22 protein-coding genes are annotated in these 17,688 nt (G+C 59.6%); 16 read left to right on the plus strand and 6 right to left on the minus strand.

Features of this window, described 5'->3' with window-relative positions; translation table 11 throughout:
- Position 1: 1 nt before the first annotated feature.
- The 9 genes from FJQ55_RS02785 to visR all read left to right on the plus strand — a co-directional run bounded on the left by FJQ55_RS02785 (position 2) and on the right by visR (position 7,385).
- Complete coding sequence (locus FJQ55_RS02785) at positions 2 to 469, plus strand: chemotaxis protein CheW (RefSeq protein ID WP_140826192.1); 468 nt, start codon at positions 2 to 4, stop codon at positions 467 to 469.
- On the plus strand, positions 466 to 1,368 hold the full coding sequence (gene cheR, locus FJQ55_RS02790) for a protein-glutamate O-methyltransferase CheR (protein ID WP_140826193.1): 903 nt from the start codon (positions 466 to 468) through the stop codon (positions 1,366 to 1,368). The genes FJQ55_RS02785 and cheR overlap by 4 nt, the downstream gene beginning before the upstream one ends.
- Complete coding sequence (cheB, locus tag FJQ55_RS02795; RefSeq protein WP_140826194.1) at positions 1,368 to 2,417, plus strand: protein-glutamate O-methylesterase CheB; 1,050 nt, start codon at positions 1,368 to 1,370, stop codon at positions 2,415 to 2,417. Before cheR ends, cheB begins: the two co-directional genes overlap by 1 nt.
- Positions 2,417 to 2,806 (plus strand): response regulator, encoded by a 390-nt coding sequence (locus FJQ55_RS02800; RefSeq protein WP_006726293.1) that lies wholly within the window; start codon positions 2,417 to 2,419, stop codon positions 2,804 to 2,806. Before cheB ends, FJQ55_RS02800 begins: the two co-directional genes overlap by 1 nt.
- Positions 2,803 to 3,357, plus strand: coding sequence for a chemoreceptor glutamine deamidase CheD (gene cheD / locus FJQ55_RS02805; protein WP_062276436.1), 555 nt, complete (start codon positions 2,803 to 2,805; stop codon positions 3,355 to 3,357). The genes FJQ55_RS02800 and cheD overlap by 4 nt, the downstream gene beginning before the upstream one ends.
- Before the next feature lie 13 nt (positions 3,358 to 3,370).
- Positions 3,371 to 3,760 carry a chemotaxis protein CheT gene (gene cheT / locus FJQ55_RS02810; protein WP_062276433.1) on the plus strand — a complete coding sequence of 130 codons (390 nt, stop codon included), beginning with the start codon at positions 3,371 to 3,373 and terminating at the stop codon, positions 3,758 to 3,760.
- A gap of 154 nt (positions 3,761 to 3,914) precedes the next feature.
- Positions 3,915 to 5,609, plus strand: coding sequence for a flagellar basal-body MS-ring/collar protein FliF (gene fliF, locus FJQ55_RS02815; RefSeq protein ID WP_167507683.1), 1,695 nt, complete (start codon positions 3,915 to 3,917; stop codon positions 5,607 to 5,609).
- A 269-nt stretch (positions 5,610 to 5,878) separates the two neighbouring features.
- Positions 5,879 to 6,625, plus strand: coding sequence for a transcriptional regulator VisN (gene visN / locus FJQ55_RS02820; protein WP_140829051.1), 747 nt, complete (start codon positions 5,879 to 5,881; stop codon positions 6,623 to 6,625).
- A gap of 10 nt (positions 6,626 to 6,635) precedes the next feature.
- Positions 6,636 to 7,385: a transcriptional regulator VisR gene (gene visR, locus FJQ55_RS02825; protein ID WP_140826195.1), complete on the plus strand. Its 750-nt coding sequence runs from the start codon at positions 6,636 to 6,638 to the stop codon at positions 7,383 to 7,385.
- Between the two features lie 7 nt (positions 7,386 to 7,392).
- Here the strand turns inward: visR and FJQ55_RS02830 are convergent, their stop codons facing one another.
- The 6 genes from FJQ55_RS02830 to motA all read right to left on the minus strand — a co-directional run bounded on the left by FJQ55_RS02830 (position 7,393) and on the right by motA (position 12,703).
- The gene (locus tag FJQ55_RS02830) at positions 7,393 to 7,833 is read right to left on the minus strand and encodes a hypothetical protein (protein ID WP_140826196.1); all 441 of its coding nucleotides are present in this window, start codon (positions 7,831 to 7,833) and stop codon (positions 7,393 to 7,395) included.
- Positions 7,834 to 7,838: 5 nt separating this feature from the next.
- Complete coding sequence (flhB, locus tag FJQ55_RS02835) at positions 7,839 to 8,918, minus strand: flagellar biosynthesis protein FlhB (RefSeq protein ID WP_140826197.1); 1,080 nt, start codon at positions 8,916 to 8,918, stop codon at positions 7,839 to 7,841.
- A 181-nt stretch (positions 8,919 to 9,099) separates the two neighbouring features.
- A complete protein-coding gene (fliG, locus tag FJQ55_RS02840) occupies positions 9,100 to 10,137 on the minus strand; it encodes a flagellar motor switch protein FliG (RefSeq protein ID WP_062276426.1) in 1,038 nt (345 codons plus the stop codon).
- Positions 10,138 to 10,165: 28 nt separating this feature from the next.
- Positions 10,166 to 10,813, minus strand: a complete 648-nt coding sequence (gene fliN / locus FJQ55_RS02845) for a flagellar motor switch protein FliN (RefSeq protein ID WP_140826198.1) — start codon at positions 10,811 to 10,813, stop codon at positions 10,166 to 10,168.
- Between the two features lie 61 nt (positions 10,814 to 10,874).
- Positions 10,875 to 11,828, minus strand: a complete 954-nt coding sequence (locus tag FJQ55_RS02850; protein WP_140826199.1) for a FliM/FliN family flagellar motor switch protein — start codon at positions 11,826 to 11,828, stop codon at positions 10,875 to 10,877.
- Positions 11,825 to 12,703 (minus strand): flagellar motor stator protein MotA, encoded by an 879-nt coding sequence (motA, locus tag FJQ55_RS02855; RefSeq protein ID WP_140826200.1) that lies wholly within the window; start codon positions 12,701 to 12,703, stop codon positions 11,825 to 11,827. Before motA ends, FJQ55_RS02850 begins: the two co-directional genes overlap by 4 nt.
- Positions 12,704 to 12,925: 222 nt before the next feature.
- On the opposite strand from motA, the gene flgF reads away from it, so the two are divergent.
- The 7 genes from flgF (at position 12,926) to flgG (ending at position 17,671) form a co-directional block, all read left to right on the plus strand.
- The gene (flgF, locus tag FJQ55_RS02860; protein WP_140826201.1) at positions 12,926 to 13,660 is read left to right on the plus strand and encodes a flagellar basal-body rod protein FlgF; all 735 of its coding nucleotides are present in this window, start codon (positions 12,926 to 12,928) and stop codon (positions 13,658 to 13,660) included.
- A gap of 12 nt (positions 13,661 to 13,672) precedes the next feature.
- The gene (gene fliI, locus FJQ55_RS02865; protein WP_140826202.1) at positions 13,673 to 15,070 is read left to right on the plus strand and encodes a flagellar protein export ATPase FliI; all 1,398 of its coding nucleotides are present in this window, start codon (positions 13,673 to 13,675) and stop codon (positions 15,068 to 15,070) included.
- A 2-nt stretch (positions 15,071 to 15,072) separates the two neighbouring features.
- Complete coding sequence (locus FJQ55_RS02870) at positions 15,073 to 15,639, plus strand: flagellar protein (RefSeq protein WP_140826203.1); 567 nt, start codon at positions 15,073 to 15,075, stop codon at positions 15,637 to 15,639.
- Positions 15,640 to 15,714: 75 nt separating this feature from the next.
- On the plus strand, positions 15,715 to 16,110 hold the full coding sequence (gene flgB / locus FJQ55_RS02875; protein ID WP_140826204.1) for a flagellar basal body rod protein FlgB: 396 nt from the start codon (positions 15,715 to 15,717) through the stop codon (positions 16,108 to 16,110).
- On the plus strand, positions 16,110 to 16,532 hold the full coding sequence (gene flgC / locus FJQ55_RS02880; protein ID WP_062276411.1) for a flagellar basal body rod protein FlgC: 423 nt from the start codon (positions 16,110 to 16,112) through the stop codon (positions 16,530 to 16,532). Before flgB ends, flgC begins: the two co-directional genes overlap by 1 nt.
- Positions 16,529 to 16,867, plus strand: a complete 339-nt coding sequence (fliE, locus tag FJQ55_RS02885) for a flagellar hook-basal body complex protein FliE (protein WP_140826205.1) — start codon at positions 16,529 to 16,531, stop codon at positions 16,865 to 16,867. Before flgC ends, fliE begins: the two co-directional genes overlap by 4 nt.
- A 15-nt stretch (positions 16,868 to 16,882) precedes the next feature.
- Entirely contained in the window at positions 16,883 to 17,671 is a 789-nt protein-coding gene (gene flgG / locus FJQ55_RS02890) for a flagellar basal-body rod protein FlgG (protein ID WP_140826206.1), read from the plus strand.
- Positions 17,672 to 17,688: the final 17 nt, after the last annotated feature.

A 17,688-nucleotide genomic window follows, 5' to 3' on the forward strand; every position in this document is an offset into this window, starting at 1 on the left:
TATGTCGTATGCGGTCAAAAACTTGATTGAAGGGGCCCGGGAGCTCATCGCCTTCCGGGTCGGCGATCAGGAATTTTGCGTGAACATCATGGCTGTAAGGGAGATCAGAGGCTGGACGCCCGTCACCCCGATGCCTCATGCGCCGCAATACGTCATGGGTGTGATCAATCTACGCGGCGCGGTCCTGCCGATTGTCGATCTCTCTTTGAGATTGGGCATGAAGTCCGCCGCTCCGACCGCGCGCCACGTCATCATCGTGGCGCAGGTAAAATCTAAGATCATCGGCCTTTTGGTCGATGCAGTGTCGGATATCCTCACGGTGACCGACGACAACATACAACCGACGCCGGAGATCTCCTCCGACCTCGAAAGACTATACGCTCGCGGCATTCTTGCGATCGACAAGCGGATGATCTGCTTGATCGAGCTTGGTGCTCTGTTCAACGACGCCGAAAGCGAGGCTGCATGACGATCACAATGAGCACATCCCGTTTATCCGACGACGAAGTACTGGCCAGCGGCGAATACCCGCTGACCCGTCGGGATCTGAACGAGATTGCATCGATGATCTACTCGGATGCCGGGATTGCGCTCAACGACTCCAAGGCGTCGCTGGTCTATTCGCGTCTGTCGAAGCACATCCGCAATCTGGGCCTGTCGGGTTTTCGCGCCTATTGCCAGCTCGTTTCTTCGCCCGAAGGTGCCGCCGAACGGCGCGAGATGCTGTCGCACCTGACCACGAACTTCACCCGCTTTTTCCGCGAGAACCACCATTTCGAGCACCTCCGTGACGAAGTATTGCCTGGTTTGATTCAGCGCGCCAAGTCGGGTGGTCGTGTTCGCATCTGGTCGGCCGCAAGCTCCGATGGTCAGGAGCCCTATTCGATCGCTCTCACGGTCTTCCAGGCATTCCCGAATGTCCTGGACTACGACTTCAAAATCCTCGCCACCGATATCGATCCGAAGATCCTCGCGATCGCCCGCCAAGGTGCCTATGACGAGCAGGCGCTGGAAACGGTATCGCCCGCCATGCGCAAGCAATGGTTCAAGGAAGTCGAGATCGCCGGTCGCCGCAAGTGGCAGGTCGATGATCGCCTGAAGCGGCTGATCACCTATAACGAGCTGAACCTGATGGCGCAGTGGCCGTTCAAGGGCAAGTTCGACGTCATCTTCTGCCGCAACGTTGTGATCTACTTCGACGAGCCCACCCAGGTGCGCATCTGGAACCGTTTCTGCGAGCTGCTGCCGGTTGGCGGCCACCTCTATATCGGTCACTCGGAGCGCGTCTCCGGCGAATCCAAGAACGATTTCGACAATATCGGGATCACCACCTATCGCTATCTCGGCAAGCAGGGAGGACGCAAGTAATGGCTTCTCCTGCCCGTGTTCTCGTTGTCGATGACAGCCCGACCATGCGTGGACTGATCACGGCTGTTCTGAATCAGGACCCGGACGTCAGTGTCATCGGCCAGGCCGGCGACGCCATGGAGGCGCGTGCCGCCATCAAGCAGCTCAATCCCGACGTCGTCACGCTCGACATCGAGATGCCGAACATGAACGGCCTGGAGTTCCTCGAGAAGATCATGAAGCTTCGGCCGATGCCGGTGATCATGGTCTCCACGATGACCCATCGAGGCGCTGAGGCTACACTCGCTGCTCTCGAAATTGGTGCCTTCGACTGTGTGGCGAAACCGCAGCCCGGCGAGCCACGCCCCTTTGGCGAACTCGCGGACAAGGTAAAGGCAGCGGCCCGTTCTCAACACCGCTACAATCATGCGCCTGTGCAGGCGCAGCCCGTGCAGCAGGCCGCTGTTGCCGACTTCCGCGTGGGTCGCAAGATCGTGGCCATCGGCTCGTCGACCGGCGGTGTCGAAGCCCTGATCGCCGTCCTGCAAAAATTTCCGCGCAATTGCCCACCAACGGTCATTACGCAGCACATGCCGCCGACATTCACCAAGAGCTTCGCCGAGCGCCTGAACCGCCTCTGCGCCCCTGTGGTCGAAGAGGCGACGGATGGCGCTCGCCTGGAAATCGGCAAGATTTATCTGGCACCCGGCGGCGAGCGCCATCTTCAGGTGTCCAACGTCAACGCGCCGTGCTGCCGCCTGATCGAGCGTGCACCGGTTAACGGCCATCGCCCGTCAGTCGACGTGCTGTTCGATTCTGTCGCTGAACTCGCTGGCCGCAATGCTGTTGGCGTCATCCTGACGGGGATGGGACGCGACGGAGCATCTGGTCTCTTGAAGATGCGCCATGCCGGCGCACGCACGATTGGCCAGAATGAAAAGACCTGTGTGGTCTACGGAATGCCGCGCGTCGCCCATGAACTAGGCGCCGTAGAGCACCAGCTACCCCTGACTTCCATTGGGGAGGAAATCCTCAAACTCACTGCCGCCCGAAAAGAAGGTATCGAATAATGTCCCTAGCCGAAAAAATCAAAGTTCTGATCGTCGACGATCAGGTCACAAGTCGCCTCCTCCTCAGTGACGCGCTGACCCAGCTCGGCTTCAAGCAGATCACTGCCGCCGGTGACGGCGAGCAGGGCATGAAGATCATGGAGCAGCAGCCCCATCATCTGGTCATCTCGGACTTCAACATGCCGAAGATGGATGGACTGGGTCTTCTGCAAGCCGTGCGTACCAATCCCAACACCAAGAAGGCCGCCTTCATCATCCTGACCGCCCAAGGCGATCGGGCACTGGTGCAGAAGGCCGCACAGTTGGGCGCCAACAACGTTCTCGCCAAGCCCTTCACGATCGAGAAGATGAAGGCGGCGATCGAAGCTGTATTCGGAGCACTGAAATGATCGACGACGGGGCAGCGAAACGCGTCCATATCATTCAAGGGGAATGGAAGGTGGCCAAGGACCCGAATGTGGTTCTATCGACCATCCTGGGGTCGTGTGTAGCTGCCTGTATTCGTGACCCGATTGCAGGTGTGGGCGGCATGAACCACTTCCTCCTGCCGGGATCCGCAGTGCCGGGTGCCGGAGGCGGGGACGCCACCCGATACGGCGTTCACCTGATGGAACTTCTGATCAACGGTCTCTTGAAGCAGGGAGCCCGAAGGGACCGCCTTGAGGCGAAGATCTTCGGTGGTGCCAAGACGATTGCGACATTCTCGAATGTCGGCGAACAGAATGCGGCCTTCGCCCAGCAGTTCCTGCGCGACGAAGGCATCAAGGTTGTGGGTTCGTCAACGGGCGGCGATCACGGCCGGAAACTGGAGTTCTGGCCGGTCAGCGGTCGGGCAAGGCAGTATCCGCTCACAGGCGCGGAAACGCAGAAGACGGTCGCTCTGGAACAGCGCCCCGTACCTGTCGCCAAGCCGGTGGAAAGTTCAATCGAGTTCTTCTAGTACTGGAAATCGGATGCAAAACGAAAACAAAGCGGACAATCAGGGTTTCCAGGAGGAGCTGCCGGAAATTCTCATGCGCATCGTCAGCGAGCTGCACGACGTGGCTTATCTGATCGAGCGTGTGGAGCCGCAATTGCTGGAACTTGGCGGTCCGAACGTCCTTGCGTCAGCGGACAGCATCAAGGTTCTCCAGGGGATCGACCTTGCGGTCCAAAAGGCGCGGGGACTGGCCGAGTTCATCGACACCATCACCGGCGCGATCCCGAATGACTGGATGATCGACATGACGACGGCCCTCAGCCTTGTCAAACTTGCCGATATGCAGAAGGCGCTCGGCGCCGGCCTGCGTCACGGTCACTCCCAGCCCCTGGTCAAGGCGGCCGGAGATTTCGACTTCTTCTGATTATTCCAAAGCGGACGGCACGACCCTACGTCCCTGAACAGCCGAAATGAGTTCGGCTCTTCCGCCCCGCGAAACGTTCGCACAAGTTTCGCTTCCTATTGTCTCGCCAAGGGCTAAGGCGCCCAGACCTTTCATGTTGATGGTGCGAGACAGAATGAATCTGTTAAATCAAGTACTTCAGATCTCAAAAAACTTTGCGGCGATGGGGCAGGCGAAGCTTTTGGCCATGGCCGGGGTCACACTCGTTTCCTTCGCAATCATCATTGCCGGCGCCCTTTACGTGAACAAGCCCTCTTTCGAGACGCTTTACGTCGGCCTCGAACCCGTCGATTTGAATCAGATCAGCATTGCGCTTGCCGAGTCCGGGATCGATTTCGAAACCGGTAGCGACGGCGCGAGCGTGTTGGTGCGCGCCGGCATGACAGGCAAGGCGCGTCTTCTCCTCGCCGAGCGCGGCCTGCCCAACAGCGCCAATGCCGGCTACGAACTCTTCGACAATGTCGGCTCGCTCGGCCTGACCTCCTTCATGCAGGAAGTGACCCGTGTCCGCGCGCTGGAGGGTGAAGTCGCACGCACCATCCAGCAGATCGCTGGCATTGCGGCTGCCCGCGTGCACATCGTCATGCCGGATGTCGGCAACTTCCGCCGTGGCGAACAGAAGCCGACAGCGTCGGTCATGATCCGGGCGTCATCGGATGCCGGTCGCAAGGCGGCTGGCTCGATCCGTCAATTGGTCGCCTCTTCGGTCCCCGGCCTCAATGTCGAGGACGTGACGATTCTGGATTCCACCGGCCAGCTTCTCGCTGCCGGCGACGAGACCGGCGGAGAAGCCGCAAAGTCGCTCGGCGTCGTCCAGTCGGTCCAGCGCGAGATCGAGACCAACATCGACAAGGCGCTTGCCCCCTTCCTCGGCATGGACAACTTCCGCTCCAGCGTCACCGCCCAGATCAACACCGACAGCCAGCAGATCCAGGAGACGATCTACGATCCTGAATCGCGCGTCGAGCGTTCGGTCCGTGTGACCAAGGAGGCGCAGAAGTCCCTGCAGCGTCAGTCGGATACGGCAGCGACAGTGGAACAGAACATTCCGCAGGCCGCACCTGAAGCCGGCGGCGGTGGCCCTGAATCTTCCGACGAGCAGGACAAGAAGGAAGAGCAGACCAACTACGAGATCAACAGCAAGACGGTTGCGACGGTTAAGAACAGCTACGTCGTCGAAAAGCTCTCTGTTGCCGTCGTCGTCAATCGTGGTCGCATCGCCAAGATGGTTGGCGAACCGGTCGACCAGGCGAAGATCGATGCCTATCTGGCCGAGATGCAGAAGATCGTGACGTCCGCTTCGGGTCTAGACCCGGCCCGCGGCGACGTCGTCACCCTGACCGCGATGGACTTCCTCGAAAACCAGCTGTTGGAAGAATCGGCCACCGGTCCTGGCTTGATGGAAATCCTGAGCCGCAACATCGGCGGCATTATCAACTCGCTGGCTTTCGTCGCTGTCGCATTCCTGATTGTCTGGATGGGTATCCGTCCGATGATCCGCACGGCTGGTGGTGGTGGCGCAGATGTGGCCCTGGCGGGCGGTGTCGGCGAACAGGCAGCCGGTCTCGAGCTTCCGGACTTCTCTCCCGCCATCGGTGGCGGCAGCGCCGGCGGCCTCATGGACGGCTTCGGTTCCGACTTCGGCTTCGATTCCACCGACGATCTCCTGTCCATGGACGACGATCCGAACGGCGGCTTCAACCGCCGGGTCAAGGAAGGCCCCGAACGGCGCCTGTCGCGCATGGTGGAGATCTCGGAAGAACGGGCCGCGAAAATCCTCCGCAAATGGGCTGTGGAAAACGCCGCCTGACATTCAAGAAGACAATCAGTACGGACCGCGCCCTTCAGGCGCGGTTTTCCGTTGTGCTGCGGGGATGAGCCGTATTGAATTGGGCACCGGGCTGGCGCATTCTTTAACCAGGCCCGCAATACCGGACCTGCTTGTGACCTTTGCCACTTTATATTTTAGAATGAACATGATTCGTTACGATGAGAGCGGGGCTGCTGTTGAGTCGGGACGAAATGATTCGCTTAGCTGGCGGCTATTCGAGCGGCAGTGACATCGAGGGGACAGGGCGGATGGATGCCGAGCTAACGACGGGGCAAACGGAAGGGCTGGCGCGTACGGTCGATTCCGGCACGTCTGTGCAGGGCTCGACCTCGAAGGACCTCCTGATCCGCAAGCTTGCATCACCCGCACTCGCCGGTGATATCGCCCACTGCCTGCGGCTGCTTTGCCAGTATGTTGGCTCGTCGAATTACCTGCTTGCGCGCTACGATCTGGTCCAGGAAGAAGGACTGGACTTCGTTGTCGCCGCCGATTGGCCCTTCGACATGGTGCGCAGGCTCGAAAGCGAGCTCGCAGCGAGTTATTCACAGTCGACGGAACTCGAAAAGTGCCTGTCGGTTCTTCAGCCGAAATACAATATCCTGCCGGACGACATCTATGTGCCGATCGGTCTCAGCCGTCAGTATTGTTCGATTACGCTGAACGTCGGGCGCACACGCCTGGCCCTTATGCTGCTCTTCCCCCAGGATTTTGTGCTGTCGCCGGAGCGGTTGCGGGAAGTGGGACTATTGGCAGGTTATGCCGTCAGTCTCTCCACGACGAAGGGCCAGAAAAGCGAGCGCGACTTCGAGTTGACCGACCGCGAACTGGAATGCCTGTTCTGGATCGCAGAAGGCAAAACCAGCGACGAGATCGCCACGATCCTGGGGATCTCGCGCAATACGATCAACAACTACATCACTAGCGTAATGCGCAAGACAGCGACGAAGACACGATCGGAGGCGATTGCCTATGCGGTCCGAAACAATCTCGTCTAGAGGGGGCGGAATGGCCAACAACAGCAGGCCGGGTGGATCCATCCTGGAAGATGCCACTTGGTCTGGCCAGCGGCCGGTGACCTCCCGCTCAGACATTTTTCCGAAGCTCGTGTCGCTGCAGCGTTCGCTGAATGCCCGCGGATTTGCCGCCTTCCGCATTGCCGGCGCAAATCTGCCGCACAAGCGTCGCCTCGATCCTGAATTCGAGAACTGGAGCCCGGGCCTGGCCAGCGGTCGCGAGGCTTTTGTCGAGGCGTATGGCGATACGCTGCTTACCCACATCGAGACGTCCACGCAGCCGATCCTATGGAGTGCCGAGGAAAAGACGAGCTTTCTCGACGCGTCCGATTTCACCCCTTTCGTGCATCAACTGGAAGCAAGATTGCTGCCCTATTCCGGTATCGCCTTCCCGGTGCGCCTGGGGGCTGTCGGCAATGGCTACGTCGTCTTTCCAACCATCGGTGGCGCGGATTTGCCCGGGGAACTGATCCTCGCGGTACACAGCCGCTGCTACAAGGTCATGACGGATATTCTCTCGCTCGACGAGCGCCGCGCGGCCCCGTCGGAGACCTTGAGCGAACGAGAAATTGCCTGCCTACAATTGGCTGGCGACGGACGCATCAGCGAAGAGATCGCTGAACGTCTGAACCTCTCGGTTCACACGGTCAACGCCTATCTCGGTTCGGCCACGATCAAGCTCGATTCGGTGAACCGCATCCAGGCGATCGCCAAGGCTATCCGCCTTGGCTACATCACCTGATCCATCTTCATCCGTAGAGCGGGGACGCCTGTCCCTTGACGAAACGTGCCTCCCTGAGGCGATCTTCCAACATGCGCGTGTTCGTATCCGGATCGCCGGACGTATCGTGAAAAGCGATGTGCTTGATATCCAGACCCGCTGTCTCTTCCGTCAGCGTAAGCTGCGAATAGATTGTGATACCGCGCGGCTTGATTTCCAGGTCGAGCACGACCTCAGGCGGCCCGCCCCATTCCAGACGGTAATCCCCGCCCGCACCGAAGACGACGGTGCCAGGATGGAAGTATAGTTCCGCTGCCGACGAAACGAGATCGGCGAGATTTCCATAAAGTTCAAAACGCAGAAGAGAAATAAGGTCGGCAGCATCGAGAAGGCGTAATTCGCTCGCCACGGGGCTGATCGCCTCTGCCACGATGCGTTCACGCTGGTTGGTAAAGGAGCACTTCTTCATCGTGGCTAGCGTATCCGTCTTTTGGGGGCTTTGGACGCGTAAACCCGATGAACGAGTTCTGCGACTGCCTTATAAAATATCGACGGTATGACGCTATCGACCGAGACTTGCGCAAACATGGAGCGCGCAAGCGGGGGATCTTCAAAAATCGGAATGTCGTTTTCGCGAGCGAGCTCACGGATCTTCAGCGCGACCAGGTCCTGGCCCTTGGCCACCACGACCGGAGCCTCGTTTTCCTCGCGGACGTAACGCAATGCGACCGCATAGTGGGTCGGATTGGTGATCACCAGGGTCGCGCGGGGGACGTTGGAAATCATGCGCTTCCGCGCCCGGTCACGCGCGATCGACCTCTGGCGCGCTTTGACGACGGGATCACCCTGCGCCTGCTTGTACTCGTCCTTGATCTCCTGCTTGGTCATGCGCAGCTGCTCGTACCAATGATGGCGCGTCCAGAAGACATCAATGGCCGACAGCAGGGCAGTTGCGAGCAGGATGACGACCATCATCTTCTGAAGGATGGTGGCAAACTTGACGAAGATGACCTGAGGGTCAGAGAACATCGTATCGATCACGCCGAAATATTCACCCTTCAGGGCGAAGACCATTACGGCCGAAACGACGACGATCTTGAAGACGGATTTCGCGAACTCGACCATGCCCTGCGAACTGAACAGGCGGCTCCAGCCCTTGGCGAGCGAAATGCGGCTCGCCTGCGGGGTGATTCGTTCCAGCACGAATTCAGGAAGGTGCTGCGCGACGTTCGACCCGATGCCAAGGACGACGAGCATGATCAGCATCGGTGCAAGCAGGGCGCCGATCTCCCATCCAAGATGGGTGAAGAGTGACACCACGTCCACTGCCGTCCCGATATGCCACTGATCCGGCTGCGCAAAAATGTCCTTGAGCGTCTCACTGATTCGGATCATGCCGCCCGGCAGGAAGAAGACGGCATAGAAGTAGAAGGCGAGGGCGGTGGCAAAGATCGGCAGCTCTCGTGAGGAGGGCACGTTGCCCTTTTCACGCGCGTCGCGCATCTTTTTCTCGGTCGGGTCTTCTGTTTTGCTGTCGTCGTCTTCATCGGACATGACCGACGCCATCCTTGGAGGCTTGCACAGGCGAAGAATTCGCCCTGAAGGATCGAGTCGGCCGCGTCTGCGGCGCGCCGGCTGGCGATCATCTCAACCGTTTCACCAAACGTAACCGCCCGCCGATCGGGGTTCAATCGGCGGGCGGATGATCGCTGGGGTTTTCAACAGAGCCGGGCGGTCAGGCAGCCTGATTGTCGCCCTCGGTTTCCTTGAGCTGGATCTGACCGGCATTGGCGAGACGAATCGCTTCCTGGGCCACGGCACGGCGCGCGATCGCAATCTCGCGCGGATTAATGCCTGTAGTTCCCGACTGCAGATCCGATTCGATCATCCGGCGTGAACGCGGGCTGATCGAGGCCAGTACGCATTCCTTGATTTCCGCACTGGCGCCGCGAAGCGCCATGGTGAGGATATCGCCTGAGATGTCGTTGAGCAGAAGCACGCGGCTGCGCTGCGGCATGGCAAGCAGGTCTTCGAAGAGGAAGATCTTGGGCCGCACCTTGTTGACCGACTCCTTGCTGATCGACTCGAGCGACTGCAGCAGCGTGTCTACTTCGGGCTTGTCCAGCTCGTTCATCAGTTCTGCGACCTTGGCCGAACCCGTCGAATTCTTTTCGGCTTCGATCTCGGCAATCAGGTCGTGCACCCGGTTCTCGATGATTTGCGCCGCCTTCGGGCTGACATTCTTCAGATTGACCGTGCGATTCATGATGTCCGCGCGCCGGCTTTCCGGCAGCTTCAGCAGCACTTTCGCACCGAAGGACGAGGGCAGCATGGAGAGGATGTAGGCCACGGTCTGTGGGTGTTCGCGCATCAGGAACTTAGCGATGAAGTCGGGATCGGCGTCCTGCAGGCGGTCCCAGATGGACGCTTCATACGCCTGGAAAGCGGTGCGGCGACCGAGAAGGCCGTCGACTTCCTCCGGCGTCAGGCCTTCCTCGAGAATGCTCTCGATGGCCTTCGCATTGTCCATCAGGCCGGCACCCTCGGTGAAGAGGTCCTCGAATTCGTTGACGAGTTCGGTCAATTCATCCGGCGGGATGGTCCGCAGCGTCTGCGCAGACGCAATGATCGTCTGCAGTTCTGCCTGGGTAAAATACTTGAGCAGCTTGCCGGCGACACCCTTTCCCATGGCCAGCAGCACGGCGGCTGCCTTATCGGCCTGGGAGAGGGGTTTTCCGGTTAAGGGGCCGCCAAAATCGTCAAAGTCCATCATGGTCTTGTCCTCTCTGGCCCGTCATGGGTCAGGATGTCTTGGTCGCCATCACTTCAATCAGCTTGACACCAAATCGCGTATCGTCGTTTTCGAGAACCGTGATCTCGCCGCGCGCGATGCGCCGGCCGTTCACCATGATCTCGACAGGCTCGCCGATCTTCTTGTCCAGCGCGATGATGGCGCCTTCCTCGAGATTCATGAGACCTGAAACCTGCATCCGGCTTGACCCTAGGACAATCTGGACATCGATCGGAATGTCCATGATCAGGTCGAGGTTTGCCGTAAGGCCGCTGCCCGGTTCCTGGTGCGCGCTGCCCGCGTTGCCGAAGGACGTGTCGCCGCCGAAGCTGGAGCCACCGAGGTCCCCGCCACCAAAATCGCCGCCACCAAAATCACTGCCGCCGATGTCGCTGCCAAGATCGCCCATGCCGAAACCGGCATCCGGGGTAGCCGACGCACCGCCGAAGTCCGATTCGAAAGCCGCGAGCGGATCCGACTTGTCGTCGCTCAGCCCGCCAAAGTCGCCGAAATCCGAACCGATATCCGGAAGCCCGCCGTCTGCATCTGCTTTGAGTACGCCACGCAGATCATCGACCGCCTGGTCGAAGTCGCTGTCGCTGGCGCCCGGCATCGCGAGCGCGTCTGCATCCGTCTGTGGAGTCTTTTTCGTTGCCATGGACTCATTATTCCTCTTGAAACTTGCCTCAAGCTGCCGTTCGGCGCGGCCTGATAAATGTCTAGCTCATCAAATGTCGTAGGATCTCGTCTTCGCTGCTCACATTGTCCTTTACCCGGACTGTGTAGCGGTCACCCGCCCGGCCGAATTCGCAGCGATAGAGATCCTTGCCGTTGGCGCTCACGTCGACCATCACATCTCCCTTGTCGCGGAAGGCGATGACATCGCCAGCAACAAGGCGCGACACGGTCGACAAGGTCAGCGATTCCAACCGAACCCTCGCTTCGAGCGTGACCTGGGAGCGCCGCACCTGTTCAGCGATCTGCTCCTGCCATTCCTTGCGCGACCGCCCTCCCTGGTTCTTCGACTTCGGCATGGTGACCACGGTCTTGAGCAGGGCTTTCTGCGGGATGACCAGAAAGAATTCCGAGGTGACGGGACCGAGGGTAATGCCCAGTTTAATGGTCACGGCATATTCGTCGACGTGATCATCTTCCGGCTTCGCCCGGTCCTCGGCATTGTGCGCCTTTTCGAGCAGGGGCTCGAATCCGCCTGCGGCATTGACGCCGGAGCGCAGCACATTGGCGATCTTGTCGAACACCATGGTCGAAAGATCGAGCTCGATCTGCGACAGGGGCCGCTCGATCGGCTCCTGGATCGTCTCGGGCAGGGCGCCGAGCAGATTTTCCATGAGCGTGATGATGAAGCTGTTGCCGCAGGCGAGCACGAAGTTTGGCGACCAGTTGCGCAACTGTCCATCCGAGAAGGCGACATTGTCACCCAGATCGGCCAGCAGGTCGGTCATCAGGCCGCTTTCGTGGCCATTGTAATGGACCTGCATCGAAAGACCGGTCTCGCTGTGGAAGACGTCCGGGAGAAACTCGGAGTAGAGCTGGCCGAACTCGGCGCAGAGCTTCTGCAGTGTCTTTGCGTCGCCAAGCCCGCCGGTCAGCATGGCAAGGAGCGCCCGGTCCATTTTGGGAGGTGTCTGAGTGCCTGCGTCGCTCATCATCATGCCGCCTTGCTTTCACCGCCGCCGCCGGGGTTCATCATTTCCTGTTCAACGGCGTCGATCGACGGACGCTCGTAGGAAGAGATGGTCTTGCGGCCGTATTCGAGAGCCACCTGCGGAACCGAGCCGTTCATGTAAGCGAGCAGCGTCTGCTTCACGATGATGTAGAGACGGTGCTGCTTGGTGCGGACGGTTTTGATCTGGGCGATCAATGGGTTGCAGAGGCAGTAGGACAGGAAGATGCCGAGCATGGTGCCGACGAGAGCGGCACCGATCAGACCACCGAGAACTTCCGGCGACTCGTTGATCTTGCTCATCGCCTTGATAACCCCGAGAACGGCAGCGACAATACCGATTGCCGGGAAGCTGTCCCCCATCGCCGTCATCGCATGGTAAGGCTTCATCTTGTCGTAGAGGATGGTGTCGATTTCCTCGTCCATCAACGCTTCGATCTCGTGGCTGCGGGCATTGCCGATGATGATCAGGCGGACATAGTCACAGATGAACGAGGTCAGTTCCTTGTTCTTCAGGAGGTTCGGTGCGGCGGTGAAGATCGAGGATTCTTCCGGATTGTCGATATGCGCTTCGATCTCGTTACGCGACTTGGTGCGCAGGTCACGCATGAGCGAGTAGAGGACGCCCAGCACATCGAGATAAGCGCGCTCTGTTGGCACCGAGTGCTTAAAGGCCTCACCGATCGCCTTCCCGGTGTCCTTGATGACCTTCATCGGGTTGGCCATGATAAAGCCACCCACGCCAGCACCGCCGATGATCATCAGCTCGAACGGCTGAATGAGCACGTTGAGGTGTCCACCCATCGCCATGAAGCCGCCGAGGACGCAGCCTACCGTTATTACAAATCCGATGATGAGATTCATTTTGCCCGCACCTGAACGTTACATTTCACGGTAAGCGATACGTCTCGTGCCTTGCGTGAGGCTGAATCACGGCCCCATTTTTGGGCCGCAGTACCAGCCTCTGATGGCAGCTTCCGCTCAACAGTTTCGCGCAAGGCTTTTGGCTCAGAAGAGCGTGAGCTAGCGTAGCCAGTCTGCGTTAAATAATGATTTACTTATATTCATCGCAACGGAGGCAATGAAGTGCAATCCGGAATCTATGTGTCCCTGTCGTCCCAGATGGCCCTTGAGCGCCGCCTGACGACCATCGCCGACAACATGGCCAACGTGAACACCGTCGGCTTCCGTGCAACAGAGGTTAAGTTCGACGAGATGTTGAGCAAGACGGGCAATGACCAGAATGCCCAGATTGCCTTCGTCAGCCAGGGTAACGACTATCTCTCCACCAAGAACGGCGAACTCGCCCAGACGAACAACGCGCTCGATTTCGCCATCAAGGGCGACGCGTGGTTCGCGATCGACACGCCCGTTGGTCAAGTCCTTACCCGCGACGGTCGCTTCACGATGACCGATACCGGCGAGCTGGTTTCGGTCAAGGGCTTCCCCGTTCTGGATGCCGGCGGCGCGCCGATCCAGCTGAACCGCACCGGCGGACCGCCGGAAGTCGGCGCCGATGGCAAAATCATGCAGGACGGCCGCCAGGTCGCCACCCTTGGGCTGTTCACCGCCGATGTTCGCAACGGCTTCCTGCGTTATGAAAACAGCGGCGTGACAACCGTCGACACTCCGCAGCCGGTGGTCGACGACCCCGAGATCTCCGTGATGCAGGGATATGTAGAGAATTCCAACGTTAACGGCATCAGCCAGATGACCCAGCTGATCCAAGTCAACCGCGCATTTGAAAGCGTGAGCGCCCTGATCCGTGACAGCGAAAGCTCCATGGGCGACGCGATTAAGATTCTCGGCGGCAGCTCCTGAGGCTGAAGTGGGATGGTGACGGCTTTGCAGGTGACAGACGATCTCCCCCTTTCTCCGAAGCTCGGCCAGTTGGCCTCGCTCGCGGAGCGCTACGCCAAGCCGGAACACGCTGTGACCCAGGGCGGCCATGTCCGCACGATTGCGGCTGGCCATTATACCGTCACCGGTCTGTCGCGGCATGTGCGCCTCGGCGAATTCGTCGCCCATCGCTCCGCGAGTGGCGTGCATCTCGGCGAGGTCATCCGCGTCGAACCCGATGTCTGCTACGTCTGCCCCATCGAACCCGGTGAGCCGATCGGTATCCATGATGTGGTGATCCGCAAGGGCGCCTTCCGCATAGCGCCAGATGATAGCTGGTGCGGCCGCACCATTAACGCGCTGGGCGATCCGATCGACAACGGCCTGCCGCTGGCACCCGGATCGGAGCGTCGCCCGATCTCCACCACCGCGCCGCCGTCCATGACCCGCCGTCGTGTCGAGACCGGATTTAAGACGGGTGTGCGCGCGATCGATATCTTCTCGCCGCTCTGCCTTGGCCAGCGCCTCGGCATCTTTGCTGGCTCCGGCGTCGGTAAATCCACGCTTCTTTCGATGCTTGCGCGCGCCGATGCCTTCGACAAGGTGGTAATCGCGCTAGTCGGCGAACGTGGTCGTGAAGTGCGCGAATTCATCGAAGATACGCTGGGCGACAACATGGCAAAATCGATCGCCGTGGTTGCGACCAGTGATGAAAGCCCGATGCTGCGCAAGATGGCGCCCTTGACGGCAATCACAATCGCCGAGCATTTCCGCGACAAGGGCGAGAACGTTCTTTTCATCGTCGACAGCGTGACCCGTTTCGCCCATGCGATCCGAGAAGTCGCTACCGCAGCTGGCGAGCCGCCGATTGCGCGTGGCTATCCGGCGTCTGTCTTCACTGAACTGCCGCGTCTGCTCGAACGTGCTGGCCCGGGCGCCGAAGGCGCGGGCACAATCACCGCGATCATCTCGATCCTCGTCGACGGCGACAACCACAACGACCCGATTGCCGACTCCACGCGCGGCATCCTCGACGGCCACATCGTGCTCGATCGCGCGCTCGCCGACGAGGGACGCTACCCGCCGATCAACCCGCTCACATCCATCTCTCGATTGGCGCGCAAGGCCTGGACTTCCGAGCAGGAAAAGCTGGTCTCGCGCCTCAAGGCGCTGATCCACCGCTTCGAGGAGACGCGTGACCTGCGTCTCATCGGGGGCTATCGAAACGGTTCGGATCCCGACCTGGACATGGCGATCAAGCAGGTGCCGGTCATCTACGAAATTTTGAAACAGACGCCCGGCGACAAGCCGGCGAGTGACGCCTATGCCGATTTGGCCAACGCTCTTAAAGCGGCGGCCGGCGGTCAGGCAGGCATGAGGCAAAGGGGCTGACCATGACCGACTTCGATGCAGACGAGCCCGTGGCGCCGTTGAAGCACGGTGCGCCCAAGCGGCGTGTTCCGACAATCGATCGCCTCTTGGCCGTCACCGGCATCGCGCTCGCCTGCGGGGCCGCCTTCTTCCCCTGGTACGTCTTTTTCAATGAAGAGAAATTCGGAATACGGGTTGCTGATTGGACCCGCACGCGCGACCTGCCGGAAGGTCCAGGGCGAAACGTCTTTAGCGTGTCGCCTTTGGCTCTGGTCGACAAGGACGACGAGGGGGGAGATCGCCCGGCCGCGCCGCAGGTCGACGAAATCGTGACGGCGACAGTTCCGAACCTCGGCAAGGAGCGTCCGGAAGGACTCGAACCCGTGACGGCACAGCCATTCCCGGGGAAAAGCGGCTTTCGCCTTCTTCATGTTGCCAATGGCCGAGCCCTGATCGAGGACAAGGCGGGCATGTATCTCGTGCGGGTTGGTTCCATTCTGCCGGATAACAGCCGCGTTGCGACGCTTGAACAGCGCGATGGCAAGTGGGTGATCATCACCTCGACCGGCGATATCTACCAAAACAACTAATGCAGCATGGGATGAGCAAGTCCCACGCAAGATTACCGGCCTAGGCTCCGAACAGTACAAGACGGAGTAACGCCCATGAATCCCATCCAGTTGTTCGAGCTGGCCTCGCGACAGGCCGAATGGCTCTCGGTGCGCCAACAGGTTGTGGCGACGAACATCGCCAATGCCAATACGCCCAAATATCTGGCCAAGGACATTACCCCCTTCGAGGCGGTCATGGATCAAACTTCCATGGTTCAGAAGATGGCGGTCACGCAGCCGGGACACATGGCGTCAAACGACCTGAGCGACGAGAACATCGCCGTCGAGGAAGCTCCGCTGAACGACGAAATCGGCATTCAGGAATCCGGCAACTCCGTCGCCATTGCAGAAGAACTGACGAAAACCGGCGAAATCAAGCGCCAGCACGAGTTGAACACGTCCCTGATGTCTTCCTTCCATCGCATGATGTTGATGACGGTGAAACGCTAATGACCGACCCTTTGGGCGCAGCCCTCAAGATTGCAGGCAGTGGCCTGGAAGCCCAGTCCACCCGCATGCGCATAGTCTCCGAAAACATCGCCAACGCGCGGACCACCGGGGATACGCCTGGTGCCGACCCCTATCGCCGCAAAACCATTACCTTCGGCAGTGAGCTCGACCGGGTCTCCGGTGCCGAGACCGTCGAGGTGAAGAAGCTCGGCGTCGATGAATCCGATTTCATCGAGGAATACGACCCAGGCAATCCGGCCGCGAACGAGAAGGGCATCGTCAAGATGCCGAACGTGAACGTCCTGATCGAAATGGGCGACATGCGCGAAACGAACCGAACCTATGAAGCGAACCTGCAAACCATCAAGCAGACCCGCGACATGATTTCCCAGACAATTGCTCTGCTGAAGGCCTCGCAATGATCGAATCAATCACCAAGGCTGGAATGGTATCCGGCACCAGCGGCATCGACTCGCTGTCGAGCATCTTCTCCGCCAAGAGCCAGGCGGCCGATGCTCCCACCCCCGGCATGTCGACTGGCGAGACGTTCCTGTCGGCGCTCACCGACATGGCGACCCAGGCATCAAACAACTTGAAACAAGCCGAAAAGACCTCCTTCGACGGTCTGACCGGCAAGGCCAATCCCCGCGAAGTCGTCGACGCGGTCATGCAGGCCGAGCAGTCGCTCCAGACGGCGATCGCCTTCCGCGACAAGATCGTCAATGCCTATCTCGAAATCACGAAAATGCAGATTTAGTAGGGGTACCGACATATGAGAGCGCTCGCCATCGCAGCCACGGGTATGGATGCCCAGCAGACCAATCTTGAGGTCATCGCGAACAATATCGCCAACATCAACACCACGGGCTTCAAGCGCGCGCGTGCCGAATTTTCCGACCTGCTCTACCAGACGGAGCGGGCCCAGGGCGTGCCCAACCGGGCCAACCAGGCAATCGTGCCGGAAGGCGCGAATATCGGTCTCGGTGTGCAGACCGCTGCTGTTCGCAACATTCATACTCAGGGCGAACTGACCCAGACCGGCAATGAGCTTGATGTCGCCATGATCGGTCGCGGCTGGTTTCAGATCGAAAGCCCCGATGGCCAGACCTTCTACAGCCGCTCCGGCGCCTTCAACATGAATGCCCAGGGTCAGCTTGTGACGATCGACGGCTATCTCGTCACCCCGCAGATCACCATCCCTCAGGATGCAAGTGAAGTCGTCATCAGTCGTAGCGGCCAGGTTTCCGCTCGCCTCGGCAGCGATTCCGATTACACCGATATCGGCCAGTTGACGGTTGCAAACTTCGTCAACGAAGCCGGTCTGAAGCCGCTCGGGGACAATCTCTTCGCCGAAACCGCAGCTTCTGGCGAAGCCATTGTCGGCGTGCCTGACGATCCGGGCTTCGGCTACATGAAACAGTCCTACTTGGAAGCGTCGAACGTCGATTCCGTGAAGGAGATCACCGACATGATCTCAGCACAGCGCGCCTACGAGATGAATTCCAAGGTGATCAGCACCGCCGACGAAATGGCTCAGATCGTCAGCAAGAACCTCAAGTAACACAACTGGAGGCAAAC

The sequence above is a fragment of the Rhizobium glycinendophyticum genome (assembly GCF_006443685.1).
In the GTDB taxonomy this organism is placed as follows: Bacteria; Pseudomonadota; Alphaproteobacteria; order Rhizobiales; family Rhizobiaceae; genus Allorhizobium; species Allorhizobium glycinendophyticum.

Bases quoted from the DNA above. Each gene is read 5' to 3' on its own strand.
- FJQ55_RS02785 (WP_140826192.1), top strand. From the start codon at position 2: ATGTCGTATGCGGTCAAAAACTTGATTGAAGGGGCCCGGGAGCTCATC.
- cheR (WP_140826193.1), top strand. From the start codon at position 466: ATGACGATCACAATGAGCACATCCCGTTTATCCGACGACGAAGTACTG.
- cheB (WP_140826194.1), top strand. From the start codon at position 1,368: ATGGCTTCTCCTGCCCGTGTTCTCGTTGTCGATGACAGCCCGACCATG.
- FJQ55_RS02800 (WP_006726293.1), top strand. From the start codon at position 2,417: ATGTCCCTAGCCGAAAAAATCAAAGTTCTGATCGTCGACGATCAGGTC.
- cheD (WP_062276436.1), top strand. From the start codon at position 2,803: ATGATCGACGACGGGGCAGCGAAACGCGTCCATATCATTCAAGGGGAA.
- cheT (WP_062276433.1), top strand. From the start codon at position 3,371: ATGCAAAACGAAAACAAAGCGGACAATCAGGGTTTCCAGGAGGAGCTG.
- fliF (WP_167507683.1), top strand. From the start codon at position 3,915: ATGAATCTGTTAAATCAAGTACTTCAGATCTCAAAAAACTTTGCGGCG.
- visN (WP_140829051.1), top strand. From the start codon at position 5,879: ATGGATGCCGAGCTAACGACGGGGCAAACGGAAGGGCTGGCGCGTACG.
- visR (WP_140826195.1), top strand. From the start codon at position 6,636: ATGGCCAACAACAGCAGGCCGGGTGGATCCATCCTGGAAGATGCCACT.
- FJQ55_RS02830 (WP_140826196.1), bottom strand. From the start codon at position 7,833: ATGAAGAAGTGCTCCTTTACCAACCAGCGTGAACGCATCGTGGCAGAG.
- flhB (WP_140826197.1), bottom strand. From the start codon at position 8,918: ATGTCCGATGAAGACGACGACAGCAAAACAGAAGACCCGACCGAGAAA.
- fliG (WP_062276426.1), bottom strand. From the start codon at position 10,137: ATGATGGACTTTGACGATTTTGGCGGCCCCTTAACCGGAAAACCCCTC.
- fliN (WP_140826198.1), bottom strand. From the start codon at position 10,813: ATGGCAACGAAAAAGACTCCACAGACGGATGCAGACGCGCTCGCGATG.
- FJQ55_RS02850 (WP_140826199.1), bottom strand. From the start codon at position 11,828: ATGATGATGAGCGACGCAGGCACTCAGACACCTCCCAAAATGGACCGG.
- motA (WP_140826200.1), bottom strand. From the start codon at position 12,703: ATGAATCTCATCATCGGATTTGTAATAACGGTAGGCTGCGTCCTCGGC.
- fliI (WP_140826202.1), top strand. From the start codon at position 13,673: ATGGTGACGGCTTTGCAGGTGACAGACGATCTCCCCCTTTCTCCGAAG.
- FJQ55_RS02870 (WP_140826203.1), top strand. From the start codon at position 15,073: ATGACCGACTTCGATGCAGACGAGCCCGTGGCGCCGTTGAAGCACGGT.
- flgB (WP_140826204.1), top strand. From the start codon at position 15,715: ATGAATCCCATCCAGTTGTTCGAGCTGGCCTCGCGACAGGCCGAATGG.
- flgC (WP_062276411.1), top strand. From the start codon at position 16,110: ATGACCGACCCTTTGGGCGCAGCCCTCAAGATTGCAGGCAGTGGCCTG.
- fliE (WP_140826205.1), top strand. From the start codon at position 16,529: ATGATCGAATCAATCACCAAGGCTGGAATGGTATCCGGCACCAGCGGC.
- flgG (WP_140826206.1), top strand. From the start codon at position 16,883: ATGAGAGCGCTCGCCATCGCAGCCACGGGTATGGATGCCCAGCAGACC.